This is a genomic window from Agromyces sp. NPDC055661, assembly GCF_053618135.1.
Genome location: NZ_JBSHHC010000002.1, coordinates 834,484 through 850,151, shown reverse-complemented (window position 1 = coordinate 850,151; position 15,668 = coordinate 834,484). Strand labels below are relative to the sequence as shown.

The 15,668-nt window shown below is 71.4% G+C and carries 14 protein-coding genes; 5 read left to right on the top strand and 9 right to left on the bottom strand.

Annotated elements, in window-relative coordinates; translation table 11 throughout:
- Positions 1–21: 21 nt before the first annotated feature.
- The 5 genes from ndk to ACWGO8_RS17485 all read right to left on the bottom strand — a co-directional run bounded on the left by ndk (position 22) and on the right by ACWGO8_RS17485 (position 6,246).
- Entirely contained in the window at positions 22–444 is a 423-nt protein-coding gene (ndk, locus tag ACWGO8_RS17505) for a nucleoside-diphosphate kinase (RefSeq protein ID WP_148734946.1), read from the bottom strand.
- Complete coding sequence (locus tag ACWGO8_RS17500) at positions 441–887, bottom strand: DUF4233 domain-containing protein (RefSeq protein ID WP_452044251.1); 447 nt, start codon at positions 885–887, stop codon at positions 441–443. Before ACWGO8_RS17500 ends, ndk begins: the two co-directional genes overlap by 4 nt.
- A gap of 8 nt (positions 888–895) precedes the next feature.
- Positions 896–2,272 carry a bifunctional folylpolyglutamate synthase/dihydrofolate synthase gene (locus ACWGO8_RS17495; protein WP_452044250.1) on the bottom strand — a complete coding sequence of 459 codons (1,377 nt, stop codon included), beginning with the start codon at positions 2,270–2,272 and terminating at the stop codon, positions 896–898.
- Complete coding sequence (gene ileS, locus ACWGO8_RS17490; RefSeq protein ID WP_452044249.1) at positions 2,269–5,592, bottom strand: isoleucine--tRNA ligase; 3,324 nt, start codon at positions 5,590–5,592, stop codon at positions 2,269–2,271. The genes ACWGO8_RS17495 and ileS overlap by 4 nt, the downstream gene beginning before the upstream one ends.
- Positions 5,593–5,850: 258 nt before the next feature.
- On the bottom strand, positions 5,851–6,246 hold the full coding sequence (locus tag ACWGO8_RS17485; RefSeq protein ID WP_376954783.1) for a GntR family transcriptional regulator: 396 nt from the start codon (positions 6,244–6,246) through the stop codon (positions 5,851–5,853).
- A 208-nt stretch (positions 6,247–6,454) separates the two neighbouring features.
- Here ACWGO8_RS17485 and ACWGO8_RS17480 point away from each other — a divergent pair, with 208 nt between their 5' ends.
- From ACWGO8_RS17480 to ACWGO8_RS17465, 4 genes are all read left to right on the top strand, one after another.
- A complete protein-coding gene (locus ACWGO8_RS17480; RefSeq protein ID WP_452044248.1) occupies positions 6,455–7,807 on the top strand; it encodes an MFS transporter in 1,353 nt (450 codons plus the stop codon).
- Between the two features lie 103 nt (positions 7,808–7,910).
- Positions 7,911–10,493: a valine--tRNA ligase gene (valS, locus tag ACWGO8_RS17475; RefSeq protein WP_452044247.1), complete on the top strand. Its 2,583-nt coding sequence runs from the start codon at positions 7,911–7,913 to the stop codon at positions 10,491–10,493.
- A gap of 10 nt (positions 10,494–10,503) precedes the next feature.
- Entirely contained in the window at positions 10,504–10,950 is a 447-nt protein-coding gene (locus tag ACWGO8_RS17470) for a GNAT family N-acetyltransferase (protein WP_376954788.1), read from the top strand.
- Positions 10,950–11,174, top strand: a complete 225-nt coding sequence (locus ACWGO8_RS17465; RefSeq protein WP_452044246.1) for a hypothetical protein — start codon at positions 10,950–10,952, stop codon at positions 11,172–11,174. Before ACWGO8_RS17470 ends, ACWGO8_RS17465 begins: the two co-directional genes overlap by 1 nt.
- A 3-nt stretch (positions 11,175–11,177) precedes the next feature.
- Here the strand turns inward: ACWGO8_RS17465 and ACWGO8_RS17460 are convergent, their stop codons facing one another.
- On the bottom strand, positions 11,178–12,011 hold the full coding sequence (locus ACWGO8_RS17460; RefSeq protein WP_452044245.1) for a methyltransferase domain-containing protein: 834 nt from the start codon (positions 12,009–12,011) through the stop codon (positions 11,178–11,180).
- A gap of 63 nt (positions 12,012–12,074) precedes the next feature.
- Here ACWGO8_RS17460 and ACWGO8_RS17455 point away from each other — a divergent pair, with 63 nt between their 5' ends.
- Positions 12,075–14,114 (top strand): M3 family metallopeptidase, encoded by a 2,040-nt coding sequence (locus tag ACWGO8_RS17455; protein ID WP_452044244.1) that lies wholly within the window; start codon positions 12,075–12,077, stop codon positions 14,112–14,114.
- A gap of 56 nt (positions 14,115–14,170) precedes the next feature.
- Here the strand turns inward: ACWGO8_RS17455 and ACWGO8_RS17450 are convergent, their stop codons facing one another.
- From ACWGO8_RS17450 to ACWGO8_RS17440, 3 genes are read right to left on the bottom strand one after another with little or no spacing between them, the layout of a single operon-like run.
- Positions 14,171–14,500 carry a metal-sulfur cluster assembly factor gene (locus tag ACWGO8_RS17450; RefSeq protein ID WP_452044243.1) on the bottom strand — a complete coding sequence of 110 codons (330 nt, stop codon included), beginning with the start codon at positions 14,498–14,500 and terminating at the stop codon, positions 14,171–14,173.
- 20 nt (positions 14,501–14,520) lie between these two features.
- Entirely contained in the window at positions 14,521–15,291 is a 771-nt protein-coding gene (gene sufC, locus ACWGO8_RS17445) for a Fe-S cluster assembly ATPase SufC (protein ID WP_452044242.1), read from the bottom strand.
- Between the two features lie 50 nt (positions 15,292–15,341).
- Entirely contained in the window at positions 15,342–15,668 is a 327-nt protein-coding gene (locus ACWGO8_RS17440; RefSeq protein WP_452044241.1) for a non-heme iron oxygenase ferredoxin subunit, read from the bottom strand.

The window sequence follows — 15,668 nt, the reverse complement described above, 5'->3', positions numbered from 1 at the left end:
CCCGGCCGGCGCGGCATCCGATCAGGCGAACCAGAGGGCGAGCTCGCGCTCGGCCGACTCGACCGAGTCGGAGCCGTGCACGAGGTTCTGCTGCACGCGGAGGCCCCAGTCGCGACCGAAGTCGCCGCGGATCGAGCCGGGCGCCGCGGTCGTCGGGTCGGTGGTGCCGCCGAGGATGCGGAAGCCCTCGATCACGCGGTTGCCGGCGACGCGCATGGCGACGACCGGGCCCGACTGCATGAACTCGAGCAGCGGCTCGTAGAACGGCTTGCCCTCGTGCTCGGCGTAGTGCTGCGCGAGCAGGTCGCGGTCGGGCTGCACCATGCGGATGTCGACGAGGGAGTAGCCCTTCGCCTCGATGCGGCGGAGGATCTCGCCGGTCAGGTTGCGCGCGACGCCGTCGGGCTTCACGAGCACGAGGGTCTCCTCGATGGGGGTCGTCATTCCTGTTCCTTCCCCGGATCGGCCGATGCCGTCCGTTCACGGTCGATCCGTGCACCGACGACCATGCAGTACGCCCACAGGCCGCCGAAGATGGCGCCGACGAAGTACATCGCCGGGTTGAGCAGGCCCGACGCGAGGATGAGCGCCTGGATGGCCCATCCGACGCCGTAGCCCCATCGGAACCGCAGGAGCCCGATGGTGGCCACGAGGCCGAGGATCAGCACGCCGCCGGCCGCGAGCGCGATCCACGGCGGCAGGTCGAACGTGCCGTTCTCGGTGGGCGCGAGGCCCCAGATCACGAGCGCGGCGAGGAAGACCACGATGATCTCGAAGCCGAGCACGATGGAGGCGAGGCTGCGGCGCACCGAGCGCGGTGCGGCCGCAGCGGGAGCAGCCTCGGTGCCGTCGGTCGGGTCGGGCTCGTGCTCGGCCGGAAGGTCCATGGCCCCGCTCATGCACGCCCCCAGCCACGGTCCGCGGCGATCTCCATCGCCTCGGCGACGAGCCCGATGGAGCCGGTGACGACCACGGCGCGCTTCGGCGCCTCGGCGGCCCACTCACGCGCCTCGTCGAGGGCGTCGTCGAGCCGCTCGACGACCTGCACGCGCTCGGTCCCGATGCGGGCGCCGACCGATGCCGCCACCTCGGCGGCGTCGCGGGCGCGGTCGGAGTCGGGCCGGGTGACGAGGAACGCGCCACCCGTGCGGGCGAGCACCGAGGCGATGCCGTCGGCGTCCTTGTCGGCGAGCACGCCGAACACGAACACGACCTCGTCGAAGTCGAAGTACTCCTCGAGCGCCGCCACGAGCGAGGCGGCGCCGTGCGGGTTGTGCGCGGCGTCGACGATGACCGTGGGCTCGGTGCCGATCGTCTGCAGGCGCCCGGGCGACGTGGTCGTCGCGAGCCCGTCGACGACCTCGTCGGCGAGGCGCACGGCGCCGCCGCCGATGAACGCCTCGACCGCGGCGATGGCCACGGCGGCGTTCTCGGCCTGGTGGCGCCCGAACAGCGGCAGCGCGATGTCGCGGTATTCCCCCGCGAGGCCCCGGATGGTCACGAGCTGTCCGCCGACGGCCACGCGCGACTCGAGCACGTCGAAGGCGTCGCCCTCGACCGCGAGCGTCGACTCGGTGAGGTCGGCCGCCTCCTCGAGCACCTCGAGCGCCGCGTCGGGTTGGCGCGCGCTGACGACGGATGCCGCGGGCTTGATGATCCCCGACTTCGTGCGCGCGATCTCGGTGATCGTCGAGCCCAGGCGCGACTGGTGGTCGAGGTCGATCGGCGTGAACACCGCGACCTGCCCGTCGGCCACGTTCGTCGAGTCCCACTCGCCGCCCATGCCCACCTCGAGCACGACGACGTCGACGGGGGCGTCGGCGAAGCACGCGAACGCGAGCACGGTGAGCACCTCGAAGAACGTCAGCGGCTCCTCGCCCGCGCCTTCGAGCTCCGCGTCGACGATCGCGATGAACGGGAGGATCTCCTCCCAGTTGCGGGCCACGGCCTCGTCGGCGATGGGCTCGCCGTCGATGCGGATGCGCTCGGTGAACCGCTCGAGGTGCGGACTCGTGAGCAGGCCGGTGCGCAGTCCCGAGGCGCGCAGCAGGCTCTCGATCATCCGGCTCGTCGACGTCTTGCCGTTCGTGCCGGTGATGTGGATCACGGGCGCGGCGCGGTGCGGGTCGCCGAGCAGTTCGACGGCGCGACGGGTCGGCGCCAGCCGCGGGCGCGGCGAGCCCTCGCCCACGCGGGCGATGAGCGCGGCGTACACGGCGTCGGCCGCGTCGCGCGCCTCGGCCGCCTCGAAGTCGTCGGATGCGTCGGTCACAGCTTCTCCAGGTCCACGAGCAGGGCGGAGCCGTCGCCGACGGGACGCGACGCCGCGGCGCCCGCCACGTCGGCGGCCGTCTCGATGTCGAGCTCCGTCGCGAGGGTCTCCCGGGCGATGAGGGCGTGGTGCGCGGATGCCGCGGCGGCGCCGGTCGCGTCGAGCGTGAGGCCGAGGCGGATGCGGTCGCCCACCTCGAGGCCGGCGGCCTTGCGCGCCTCCTGCACGGCGCGGACGACGTCGCGCGCGAGGCCCTCGGCCTCGAGCTCAGGGGTCGTCGCCGTGTCGAGCAGCACGAATCCGCCGTCGGACAGCAGCGCGAGTGCGGTCGATCCGTCGCCGGAACCACCGGCCTCCAGTACGAGGTCGTACTCGCCGGGTTCGAGCGCGATGCCGCCCGCGACGACGCCCTCGCCGTTGAGCGACCAGTCGCCCGACCGGGCGGCCTGGATCGCCTGCTGCACGGACTTGCCGAGGCGGGGGCCGGCGGCGCGCGCGTTCACGCTGAGCCGCTTCGTGACGCCGTAGGCCTCGGCGCTCGACGCGTCGAGGGGCACGAGCTCGACCGACTTCACGTTGAGCTCGTCGCGCAGGATGCCCTCGAAGGGCACGAGCGCCGCGGCATCCGTCGTCACGACCGTGAGGTTCGCGAGCGGCAGGCGCACCCGGCGCGCGGCCTGCTTGCGCAGCGCGAGCGTCGCGCCGCTGATCTCGCGCACGGCGTCCATGGCGGCGACGAGCGCCGGGTCGGCGGGGAACTCCTCGACGTCGGGCCAGTCGGCCAGGTGCACGCTGCGGCCGCCCGTGAGCCCGCGCCACACCTGCTCGGTGACGAGCGGAAGGAGCGGCGCCGCGAGGCGCGTGTATGTCTCGAGCACGGTGAAGAGCGTGTCGAAGGCCTCGGCACCCCGGCCGTCGTCGCCGACGCCCGCCCAGAACCGGTCGCGCGACCGGCGCACGTACCAGTTGGTGAGCACGTCGGCGAAGTCGCGCAGCTTCTGCGCCGCGAGCGGCGAGTCGAAGTCCTCGAGGTCGGCGGTGACGCCGGCCACGAGGTCGCGCAGCTTCGCGAGCAGGTACCGGTCGAGCACGTCGGTCGAGTCGGTGCGCCGCCGCGCCTCGTAGCCGCCGGTCCCTGAGCCCGTCGAAGGGCGCGCCGTGTTGGCGTAGAGCGAGAAGAAGTACCACGTGCTCCACAGCGGCAGCATGACCTGCCGCACGCCCTCGCGGATGCCCTCCTCGGTCACCACGAGGTTGCCGCCGCGCAGCACCGAGCTCGACATCAGGAACCAGCGCATGGCGTCGGAGCCGTCGCGGTCGAAGACCTCGGAGACGTCGGGGTAGTTGCGCAGCGACTTCGACATCTTCTGGCCGTCGCTGCCGAGCACGATGCCGTGACTCACCACGTTCTCGAACGCCGGGCGGTCGAAGAGCGCGGTCGAGAGCACGTGCAGCGTGTAGAACCAGCCGCGCGTCTGCCCGATGTACTCGACGATGAAGTCGGCCGGGTTGTGGCTGTCGAACCACTCCTGGTTCTCGAAGGGGTAGTGCACCTGGGCGAACGGCATCGACCCCGAGTCGAACCACACGTCGAGCACGTCGGGGATGCGCCGCATGGTGCTCTTCCCGGTCGGGTCGTCGGGGTTCGGACGGGTGAGGTCGTCGATGAACGGGCGGTGCAGGTCGGGCTCGCCGTGCGAGTTGCGCGGCAGCACGCCGAAGTCGCGCTCGAGCTCCTCGAGCGACCCGTACACGTCGATGCGCGGGTGCTCGGGGTCGTCGCTCTTCCACACGGGGATCGGCGAGCCCCAGTACCGGTTGCGGCTGATCGACCAGTCGCGCGCACCCGCGACCCACTTGCCGAACTGGCCGTCCTTCACGTTCTCGGGGACCCAGGTGATCTCCTGGTTGAGCTCGCCCATGCGGTCGCGGAACTCGGGCACGCGGATGAACCAGCTCGAGACGGCCTTGTAGATGAGCGGGTTGCGGCAGCGCCAGCAGTGCGGGTACGAGTGCTCGTAGCTCGCCTGGCGGAGGAGCCGGCCCTCGGCCTTCAGCAGCTGGGTGAGCGGCTTGTTCGCGTCGCTCCAGAGGAGGCCCGCGACATCCGTCACCGCCGGCAGGAACTTGCCGCCCTCGTCGAGCGAGAGGATCACCGGGATGCCGGCGGCCTCGCCCACCTTCTGGTCCTCCTCGCCGTAGGCGGGGGCCTGGTGCACGATGCCGGTGCCGTCGTCGGTCGTGACGTAGTCGGCGACGAGGATCTGCCACGCGTTCTGCAGCCCGTAGTGCTCGACGTCCGCGTAGTAGTCGAAGAGCCGGTCGTAGGTCACGCCCTCGAGCTCGGCGCCCGCGAGGGTGCGGGAGACCGCGGCACGGGCCTCGTCGGCCGAGTCGTAGCCGAGCTCCTTGGCGTAGCTGCCGACGAGGTCGCGGGCGAGCAGGTACTCCGCACCGAGCACCTCGGTGTCGGTCGCGCCCACGTGTTCCCGGTTGACGGTCGCGTCGGGCGTGCCGTTCGGGCCGGCGGGCACGACGGCGTACTCGATGGCGGGGCCGACCGCGAGCGCGAAGTTCGTCGGCAGCGTCCACGGCGTGGTCGTCCACGCGAGGGCGCGCACGGCGGTGAGCCCGAGCGACTCCGCCTTCGCGCCCGTGAGCGGGAAGGTCACCGTCACCGTCTGGTCCTGGCGCATCTTGTAGACGTCGTCGTCCATGCGGAGCTCATGGTTCGACAGCGGCGTCTGGTCGCGCCAGCAGTACGGCAGCACGCGGTAGCCCTCGTACGCGAGGCCCTTGTCGTGCAGGGTCTTGAACGCCCAGATCACCGATTCCATGAACGGCAGGTCGAGCGTCTTGTAGTCGTTCTCGAAGTCGACCCAGCGCGCCTGGCGGGTGACGTACTCCTGCCACTCCTCGGTGTAGCGCAGCACGGCGTCGCGTGCGGCCTGGTTGAAGGCCGCGATGCCCATCTGCTCGATCTCGCTCTTGTCGGTGATGCCGAGCTGGCGCTCGGCCTCGAGCTCGGCGGGCAGGCCGTGCGTGTCCCAGCCGAACCGACGGTGCACCTGGTGCCCGCGCATGGTCTGGAACCGCGGGAACAGGTCCTTCGCGTAGCCCGTGAGGAGGTGCCCGTAGTGCGGCAGGCCGTTGGCGAACGGCGGGCCGTCGTAGAAGACCCACTCGGGTGCGCCCTCGCGCTGGTCGATCGACGCCTGGAAGGTCTCGTCGGCCTTCCAGAAGGCGAGGACCTCGCGCTCGACCGACGGGAAGTCGGGAGACGGGGCGACGGAGTGGTCGTCTGGGGTACGGGGGTACACGCTCGCTCCTTGCGGGGACGGATGCTTCCGCGAGGACGCCGGCCGCTCGATCGAGCTCCGCCGCGGTACCACCTCGCTTGCGAATCGGACGCTTCGCCCTTCGACGAGCTCAGGGACCGGGACCGATTCGCCCCTCGTTGCGGCTGTGACGGGCCGACCCGTTCGGTTCTACTTGCCGAGCGGATGCCGAGGGGCACCCGTTCGCGTTCTTCCGAAGACTCCCCGGTGATGGCCGGATCGATGTCGTTGCCGTCCAGCCTACCGCGTCGGGGCGGTGCGGAGCACGCCGGGCGACGTCGGCGACCACCGGTACGCCTCGCTGATGAGCGCGAGCAGGGCGCCCTCGGGGAGGTCGTGCAGCTTCGCCTCGTCCACGAGGTCGTGGATCGCGCCCGCGAGGGCGGCGTGGCCGCCGATGCGCACCGCGACGACGGCGCCGCGACCGCGATGCAACTCGATGAGGCCCTCGTCGCGCAGCACGCGGTACGCGCGCAGCACCGTGTGCATGTTCACGCCGAGGTCGGCGGCGAGGTCGCGCGCCGCCGGAAGTCGTTCGCCCCCGATGACGCGCCCGTCGATGATGGCGGCGCGCACGGCGGACGCGAGCTGCTCGAAGAGCGGGGTCGGACGGGTCGGATCGAGGCGGATCAGCACCTCTCGATCGTATTGTGCTAGTCGAATACGAACAAGTTGCTTGTCGGCCCGATCGCCCGCTGCCATGATGAGTCCGAGCCGCGTCGTCGGGGCGTCCCCGCTCCCCCAGCGCGCCCCGTCGACCGGCCCGGATCACGCCGCCGGTCGCGCGACGCCGGCACCCGCCGATCCGTCGGGCTCACCGCGCCAGAACCCACAAGGACCCATCGTGACCACTGCAACCCCCGTGCCCACGACGCCCGCGAACCCGCCGCACATCCGCCGCATCGCGTGGGCGTCCATGGTCGGCACCTCGCTCGAGTCGTTCGACTTCTACGTCTTCGCGTACTTCTCCGCGTTCTTCGTCGGACCGCTCTTCTTCGATCCGCTCGGCGAGTTCGGCGGCACGCTCGCCGCGTTCTCGACGATCGCGATCGCGTTCGTCGTGCGCCCCGTCGGCGCCGTGATCTTCGGCCACATGGGCGACCGCCTCGGGCGCCGCGCGACCCTGCTCTGGACCGTGGGCATCATGGGCGTCGCGACCGGCCTCATCGGCCTCCTCCCGACGTACGCGCAGGCCGGCTGGCTCGGCGCCGTCGGGCTCGTGCTCCTCCGCGTCGTGCAGGGGCTCTCGCTCGGCGGCGAGTGGGGCGGCTCGATCCTGCTCGCCACGGAGCACTCGAACCCCGTGAAGCGCGCCTTCTACGCCGCCATCCCGCAGCTCGGCTCGCCCGTCGGCTCGATCCTCTCCGCGGCCCTGTTCATCGTCATGACCCTCGTGCTCCCGCCCGAGGAGATCGCCGCCTGGGGCTGGCGCATCCCGTTCCTCCTCGCCATCCCGCTCCTGCTCGTCTCGCTCTACCTGCGCTGGTCGATCGACGAGACGCCGGTGTTCAAGGAGGTCGTCGCCGAGGGCCGCCGCGACCGCGTCCCGTTCGCGACCATGTTCCAGAAGCGCCCCGTCGCGATCCTCATCGCGATCGGCGCGGCGATGCTCGGCATCGGCTCGTACTCGCTGATGAACACGTACACCATCAACTACGGCGCGGCGGAGCTCGGGTTCAGCTTCCAGGACCTCCTCATCGCGACCACCATCGGCGGCCTGCTCCAGCTCGTGACCATCCCGCTGTTCGGCGCGTGGGCGAACCGCATCGGCTCGGCCAGGGTGGTCGCGTGGGGCGCGCTCGGCACGCTGCTCATCACGTTCCCCATGTACTTCCTGCTCCAGTTCGCGACGTTCCCGATCCTCGTGGGCACGATGATCATCGGCGGCATCCTGCCGACCATGTCGTGGGCGGCGCTCGGCGGCCTCATGAACGACCTGTTCCCCGACCACTTCCGCTACTCGGCCCTGTCGGTCTCCTACGCCATCGCGGCCACCGTGGGCGGCTTCGTGCCGCTCGTGACCGTGGCGCTCGGCGAGGCGACGGGATACGTCTGGTGGCACCCGGGCATCGTGCTCGCCGTGCTCTCGGCCGTGACGCTCGTCGCGGCCTGGGCGGCCGGCCGGATGCCGGTGGTGCCCGAGTCGGGCGACCCCGAGCAGCAGCTCGAACCGCAGGCGGCCGGTCCCACCGCCTGAGCGGCCCGCTCCGCGGGGTGCGACGCTCCATCCGCTAGGCTGGAGCGTCGCACATTCAGGCACCCCCATGGACTCGGTGCCGTATATACCGAACCGGAGCATCATGACCGACACCCCGCGCATCCCCGACAAGCCCGCACTCGAGGGCCTCGAAGCCAAATGGGGCGGCGTCTGGGAGCACGACGGAACGTACCGGTTCGACCGCGACTCGGCCACGCGCGACGCGATCTACTCGATCGACACCCCGCCGCCCACGGCGTCGGGCTCGCTGCACATCGGCCACGTGTTCTCGTTCACGCACACCGACCTCGTGGCGCGCTACCAGCGCATGCGCGGTAGGAGCGTCTTCTATCCCATGGGCTGGGACGACAACGGCCTGCCCACCGAGCGCCGCGTGCAGAACTACTACGGCGTGCGCTGCGACCCGACGCTGCCGTACGACCCTGACTTCGTGCCGCCGTTCGAGGGCGGCGACAACAAGAGCACGAAGGCCGCCGACCAGCAGCCGATCAGCCGACGCAACTTCATCGAGCTCTGCGAGAAGCTCACGGTCGAAGACGAGCAGGAGTTCGAGGCGCTGTTCCGCTCGCTCGGCCTCTCGGTCGACTGGACGCAGACCTACCGCACCATCGCCGACGAGGCGCTGTTCACGTCGCAGCTCGCGTTCATCCGCAACGTCGAGCGCGGCGAAGCCTACCAGGCGCTCGCGCCCACCCTCTGGGACGTGACCTTCCGCACTGCGGTGGCGCAGGCCGAGCTCGAGGACCGCGAGCAGCCCGGGCACTACCACCGGGTGACGTTTCACCGCCCCGACGGCGGCACCGTCGAGATCGAGACGAGCCGCCCCGAGCTCATCCCTGCGTGCGTGGCCCTCGTCGCGCACCCCGACGACGAGCGCTACCAGCCCCTCTTCGGCACGACGGTCACGACACCCGTGTTCGGCGTCGAGGTGCCGGTCGTGGCGCACCACCTGGCCCAGAAGGACAAGGGCACGGGCATCGCCATGATCTGCACGTTCGGCGACGTGACCGATGTGACGTGGTGGCGCGAGCTCGACCTCCCCAACCGCACGATCATCGGGTTCGACGGCCGCATCGTCGCCGAGGCGCCCGAGGCCATCACGTCCGAGTCCGGCCGTGCCGCGTTCGCCGAGCTGGCCGGCAAGACCGCGTACTCCGCCAAGCAGGCCGTGGTCGAGCAGCTCCGGGCCTCCGGCGACCTGCTCGGCGAGCCCAAGGCGATCACGCACCCCGTGAAGTTCTTCGAGAAGGGCGATCGCCCGCTCGAGATCGTCTCGACGCGCCAGTGGTACATCGTCAACGGCGCGCGCGACGACCAGCTGCGCTCTCGCCTGGTCGACGGCGGCCGCGAGATCGACTGGCACCCCGACTTCATGCGGGTGCGCTACGAGAACTGGGTCGGCGGCCTCTCGGGCGACTGGCTCATCTCCCGCCAGCGCTTCTTCGGCGTGCCGATCCCCGTGTGGTACCCGCTCGACGGCGAGGGGAACCCGGTGTTCGACGAGCCCATCGTCGCGACGCGCGAGCTGCTCCCGGTGGACCCGTCGTCGGCGACCGCGCCCGGCTACGAGGAGTCGCAGCGCGGCGAGCCGGGCGGCTTCGTCGGCGAGCACGACATCATGGACACCTGGGCGACCTCCTCGCTCACCCCCCAGCTCGCGGGCGGCTGGGAGCGCGATCCCGAGCTGTTCGACCTCGTCTTCCCGTACTCGCTCCGGCCGCAGGCGCAGGACATCATCCGCACGTGGCTGTTCTCGACGGTCCTGCGCGCCCAGCTCGAGCACGGAACCCAGCCCTGGTCGAACGCCGCGATCTCGGGCTTCATCGTCGACCCCGACCGCAAGAAGATGTCGAAGTCGAAGGGCAACGTGGTCACGCCGGCCGGCCTGCTCGAGCAGCACGGCTCCGACGCGGTGCGGTACTGGGCCGCCTCGAGCCGCCTCGGCGTCGACGCCGCGTTCGACCCGCAGAACCCGACGCAGGTGAAGATCGGCCGTCGCCTCTCGATCAAGGTCCTGAACGCGGCGAAGTTCATCCTCGGCTTCGACGGTCGGGCGGATGCCCCGGTGACCGTGCCGATCGACCGCAGCATGCTCGCCGAGCTCGCCGACGTCGTCGCGAGCGCCACGCGCTCCTTCGACGCGTACGACCACGCGCGCGCGCTCGAGGTCGCGGAGACGTTCTTCTGGACCTTCTGCGACGACTACCTCGAGCTCGTCAAGGAGCGCGCCTACGGCGAGCCCAGCCCCGAGCAGGCGTCGGCCGTGGCCGCGCTGAAGACGGCCCTCTCCGTGCTGCTGCGACTGTTCGCGCCGGTCATCCCGTTCGCGACCGAAGAGGCCTGGCGCTGGTCGAACGAGGGTTCGGTCCACCGTGCCCCGTGGCCGACGACCGACGAGCTCTCGGCGCGCGGTGAGGCCGGCGTCGAACTGCTCGAGCTCGCCGGGCTCGCGCTCACGGGCATCCGTCGCGCCAAGACCGACGCGAAGGCGTCGCAGAAGACGCCGGTGTCGAGTGCCGTGATCGCCGCCCCCGCGGCCGCGATCGCGCTGCTCGAGTCGGCGGCATCCGACCTCCGCGCGGTGGGGCGCATCGCGTCGCTGTCGTTCGTGGAGGCCGGCGAGTTCGAGGTGCGCGACATCGTGCTCGCCGCACCGGAGGCGTAGGGGGAAACGCATGGCACACGAGATCCGCATGGCGGCCGACGACGACTTCTTCGGCTGGCTGCCGCTCTTCGAGGCGTACTGCCGGTTCTACGAGACCGACCTCGACGACGCGAAGGCGCTCATCGTCTGGAACTGGATCCGCGACGAGCACGACCCGCTCGAGGCGGCGCTCGCGGTCGACGAGGAGGGCACGCCCGTCGGGCTCGCGCAGTACCGGGTCGTGCCCGACACGCTCAACGCGACGCGCGGCCTGTTCCTCGACGACCTGTACGTCGACCCCGAGTCGCGCGGATCGGGCGTGGGGCGCGCGCTGATCGAGTTCGTGCACACGCGGTCGCGTGAGATCGGCGCGGGCGGGGTGAGCTGGATCACCGCGGCCGACAACGCCGACGCGCAGAAGCTCTACGACGACCTCGCACGTCGCACGACGTGGGTCACGTACGAGATGGACGCCTGATGCGCCTCGGCACGCGCTGGGAGTTCGGCGCCGAGCCGCCGGCATCCGTGCCCGCCGACCTGCGCCCGCGCATCGCGGCCGCGGAGGCGGGCCACGAGGGCGACGGCGCCGGACGCCACTGGACCCTGACCTGGCTCGAGGGCCGACCGATCGTCGAGCTCGACGACGGCACCGTCATCAGCGACGCCATCATCGACGTGCACGACGCCGACGAGGACTGGTAGGCCTCAGGCCCGGGCGAGCACCTCCCCGTGCGGCATGAGCAGCCAGCCGTCGTCGTCGGCCGCCCAGTCGCGCCAGGCCTGGGCGACGCGCTCGAGCTCGGACGGATCGGAGTGCCCCGCCTCGATGGCGTGCGCCGCGAACTGCGACTGCGTGGCCCGCTCTGCCCAGGTGCCGCCCCACCACTCGCGCTCGAGCGCGGTCGAGAAGACCCAGGTCGTCGCCGTCGCCTCGATATCGGCGAACCCCGCCTCGCGCACCCAGCGCTTGAGGTGCCGCCCGGCGTCGGGCTCGCCGCCGTTGCTCCAGGCGATGTCGTGGTACAGCTCGAGCCAGCGGTCGAGGCCCGACGAGGCGGGGCTCCAGATGACGCCGCCGTAGTCGACGTCGCGCACCGCGAGGATGCCACCGGGCTTCAGCACCCGCCGGAACTCGCGCAGCGCGTCGACGGGCCGGGCGAGGTGCTGCAGCACCTGGTGTGCATGCACGACGTCGAACGCGGCATCCGCGAACTCGAGCGCGTACGCGTCGCCGACGCGGAAGTCGGCGTTGTCGACGCGCTCGCTCACCGCCAGGCCCGCGGCGCGGGCCACGACGTCGGCAGCGGCGTCGATGCCCGAGACGAGCCCGGGCCGCACGCGACGCGCGAGGTCGATCGTGATCGTGCCGGGGCCGCTGCCGACGTCGAGGATCCGAGCTCCGGCCTGGAGGTGGGGCGCGAGGTACGCCGCGGAGTTCTCCACCGTGCGCCACGAATGGGCCCGGAGCACGCTCTCGTGATGGCCGTGCATGTACGCCTCGGCCGGTGCGGACTCGATCGACTCCCCGTCGCGCTGCATACGTCGAGCCTACGACCGTCGCGGCGCCCTCGCGCGCGCGGTCCCCACCCGTAGGGTGGTCGGATGGACGACCGCTCGAACCCCTTCCTCGACCCCAGTCCGCTCCCCTACCGCCTGCCGCTGTTCGGGCTCGTGCGGCCCGAGCACTATCGCGAGGCGATCGAGGCCGGCATGCGCGAGCAGCGCGCCGAGGTCGAGGCGATCGCCACGGATGCCGCGCCGCCGAGCTTCGAGAACACGCTCGTCGCCCTCGAGCGGTCGGGGGTCCTGCTCCGCCGCGTGCTTCCCGTGTTCGCGAACGCGAGCTCGGCGGACGCGAACGACGAGCTCGACGCGCTCGAGGCCGAGCTCGCGCCGAAGCTCGCGGCGCACCGCGACGCCATCCGCCTCGACCCGCGGCTGTTCGCGCGCATCGGGGTGCTCCACGGCATGCGCGGCGAGCTCGACCTCGACCCCGACCAGGCGTACCTCCTCGACCGCACGTACACCGAGGCGGTCCTCGCCGGCGCGGGACTCGAGGCCGACGGGCGCAGCCGGCTCACCGAGCTCAACGAGCGGCTCTCAGCGCTGACCACCGCGTTCCAGCAGGACCTGCTCGCCGACACGAACGACCTCGCGCTGCACCTCACCGACGAGGCCGAACTCGACGGGCTCGACGCCGGGGCGCGCTCCGCCGCGCGTGAGGCCGCCCGCTCCCGTGACCTCGACGGCTGGCTCATCACGCTCGTGCTCCCGACCGGCCAGCCGGCGCTCGCGGCGCTGAACCGCCCCGATGTGCGGGATCGCCTGCTCGCGGCATCCATGGCTCGCGGCTCTCGGGGCGGGGCGCACGACACGCGAGCGGGCCTGCTCGAGATCGTTCGCCTGCGTGCCGAGCGCGCGAAACTGCTGGGCTTCCCCGACCACGCGGCGGCCGTGACCGCCGGCGAGACCGCGGGCTCCCCCGACGCCGTCGCCGCCCTGCTCGACGAGCTCGCTCCCCCGGCGACGCGGAACGTCGCACGCGAGCGCGCCGACCTGGCCGCCCGTGCGGCCGCGGCCGGAGCGCGTTCGCCCGTCGCCGCCGACTGGGCGTTCCTCGCCGAGCAGGTGCGGGCCGAGCGGCACGACGTCGACCTCGCCGCCCTGCGTCCGTACTTCGAGCTCGACCGGGTGCTCGTCGACGGCGTCTTCCACGCGGCCGGACTCCTCTACGGCCTCCGGTTCGCGCGCCGCGAGGACCTCGTCGGCTACCACCCCGACACGCGCGTCCACGAGGTGTTCGAGCACGACGGATCCCCCGTCGGCCTCTACCTCTTCGACCCGTACACGCGCGACTCGAAGCGCGGCGGCGCGTGGATGAGCGCGCTCGTCGACCAGTCCGAGCTCACGGGCGACCTGCCCGTCGTCGTGAACAACATGAACATCCCGAAGCCCGCCGCCGGCGAGCCGACGCTGCTCACGTTCGACGAGACCGAGACGCTCTTCCACGAGTTCGGCCACGCGCTGCACGGCCTCCTCGCGAGAGTCCGGTACCCGTCGCAGGCCGGCACGAACGTGTTCCGCGACTTCGTCGAGCTGCCCAGCCAGGTGAACGAGCTGTGGGTGCTCCGCCCCGAGGTGCTCGGGCACTACGCCGTGCACCACGAGACGGGCGAGCGGATGCCGCAGGAGCTCGCCGATCGCCTCATCGCGGCCCGCGGCTTCAACCAGGGCTTCGAGACCGCGGAGTACCTCGGCGCCGCGGTGCTCGACCAGGCGTGGCACCGACTCGGCGCGGAGCACGAGGTCACCGACGTGGCCGCATTCGAGCACGCGGCGCTCGCGGCCGCGGGCCTCGACGACCCGCTCGTGCCGCCGCGCTACTCCAGCGCCTACTTCGCGCATGTGTTCGCGGGCGGCTACGACGCCGGCTACTACTCGTACATCTGGAGCGAGGTGCCGGGCGCCGACGTCATGGAGTGGTTCGAGCGCAACGGCGGAGCCACCCGCGAGAACGGCGACCGGTACCGCCGCGAGGTGCTCGAGCCGGGCGGCTCGCGCGATCCGGGCGAGTCGATCCGCGCGCTGCTCGGACGCGAGCCGTCGATCGACGCGCTGCTGCGGCGTCGCGGGCTGGCCTGAACGCGGCGACGCCCCGGATGCACGCGGCATCCGGGGCGTCGGTGTCGAGGTGAGCGCTAGATCGCGAACCCGAGGGCGCGCATCATGTCGCGTCCGTCGTCGGTGATCCGCTCGGGACCCCACGGCGGCATCCACACCCAGTTGATGCGGAACGCGTCGACGATGCCGTCGAGCGCCTCGGCGGTCTGCTCCTCGAGCACGTCGGTGAGGGGGCATCCGGCGCTCGTGAGCGTCATGTGGATCACGAGCGCATCGTGCTCGTCGTCCCAGCCGAGGTCGTAGATCAATCCGAGGTCGACGACGTTGACGCCGAGCTCGGGGTCCATCACGTCCTTGAGCGCCTCGGTGACCGCGTCGTAGCGCTCGGGTGCGAGTGTGCTGACCATGATGCGAGTCTACCCGCGCCCTACTCGGCGACGGCCGTCTCGGCGACCTGGTAGCGGTCGTAGCCCTCGTCTTCGAGCCGGTCGGCGAGCTCGGGTCCGCCCTGCTCGGCGATCCGGCCCGCGACGAACACGTGCACGAAGTCGGGATGGATGTACCGGAGGATGCGCGTGTAGTGCGTGATGAGCATGATGCCGAGGCCGGTGCTCGCCTTGGCGCGGTTCACGCCCTCGGAGACGATCTTCAGCGCGTCGACGTCGAGGCCCGAATCGGTCTCGTCGAGCACTGCGAACCGCGGCTTCAGGAGCTCGAGCTGGAGGATCTCATTGCGCTTCTTCTCACCGCCGGAGAAGCCCTCGTTGACGTTGCGCTCGGCGAACTTCGAGTCCATGCGGAGGTTCGTCATCGACTCGCGCACGTCCTTGACCCATGTGCGCACCGACGGCGCCTCACCGTCGATGGCGGTCTTGGCGGTGCGGAGGAAGTTGGTGACCGTGACGCCTGGGATCTCGACGGGGTACTGCATCGCGAGGAAGAGACCGGCGCGGGCGCGCTCGTCGACGGTCATCTCGAGCACGTTCTCGCCGTCGAGCAGGATCTCGCCCTGCACGACGGTGTACTTCGGGTGACCGGCGATCGTGTAGGCGAGGGTCGACTTGCCGGAGCCGTTCGGCCCCATGATGGCGTGGATCTCGCCCTCGTTGATGGTGAGGTCGACGCCGCGAAGGATCTCGCGCGGGCCCTGTTCGGTCTCGACGTTGACGTGCAGGTTCTTGATCTCGAGCACAGACATGTGGTGGTGGATCTCTTTCGTGAGCCGGCCGTTCCGGGCCGGAAGCTGGTTCAGACGGTGAGGGTGACCGAGGGATCGATGTGGACGCCGCCGTCCTTGACCTCGACCTGGAAGACGGGGACGGGCTCGTAGGCGGGAAGGGTGAGCGGCTTGCCGGTCCGGAGCGAGAACTTCGACCCGTGGGCCCAGCACTCCAGGGTGTCGTCCTCCACGAAGCCCTCGGCGAGGGAGATGTCGCCGTGGGTGCAAGTGTCGCCGATCGCGAAGATCTCGCCCGCCGCATCCTTCACGACGGCGATCGGCACGCCCTCGACCACGAAGCGCGCGGCCTCGTTGGTCCCGAGGTCGTCGACGGCGCAGACACGAACCGATGCCAC

Excerpts from the sequence above, each read along its gene's own strand:
- ndk (WP_148734946.1), bottom strand. The coding sequence starts at position 444 with ATGACGACCCCCATCGAGGAGACCCTCGTGCTCGTGAAGCCCGACGGC.
- ACWGO8_RS17500 (WP_452044251.1), bottom strand. The coding sequence starts at position 887 with ATGGACCTTCCGGCCGAGCACGAGCCCGACCCGACCGACGGCACCGAG.
- valS (WP_452044247.1), top strand. The coding sequence starts at position 7,911 with ATGACCGACACCCCGCGCATCCCCGACAAGCCCGCACTCGAGGGCCTC.
- ACWGO8_RS17470 (WP_376954788.1), top strand. The coding sequence starts at position 10,504 with ATGGCACACGAGATCCGCATGGCGGCCGACGACGACTTCTTCGGCTGG.
- ACWGO8_RS17465 (WP_452044246.1), top strand. The coding sequence starts at position 10,950 with ATGCGCCTCGGCACGCGCTGGGAGTTCGGCGCCGAGCCGCCGGCATCC.
- ACWGO8_RS17460 (WP_452044245.1), bottom strand. The coding sequence starts at position 12,011 with ATGCAGCGCGACGGGGAGTCGATCGAGTCCGCACCGGCCGAGGCGTAC.
- ACWGO8_RS17455 (WP_452044244.1), top strand. The coding sequence starts at position 12,075 with ATGGACGACCGCTCGAACCCCTTCCTCGACCCCAGTCCGCTCCCCTAC.
- ACWGO8_RS17450 (WP_452044243.1), bottom strand. The coding sequence starts at position 14,500 with ATGGTCAGCACACTCGCACCCGAGCGCTACGACGCGGTCACCGAGGCG.
- sufC (WP_452044242.1), bottom strand. The coding sequence starts at position 15,291 with ATGTCTGTGCTCGAGATCAAGAACCTGCACGTCAACGTCGAGACCGAA.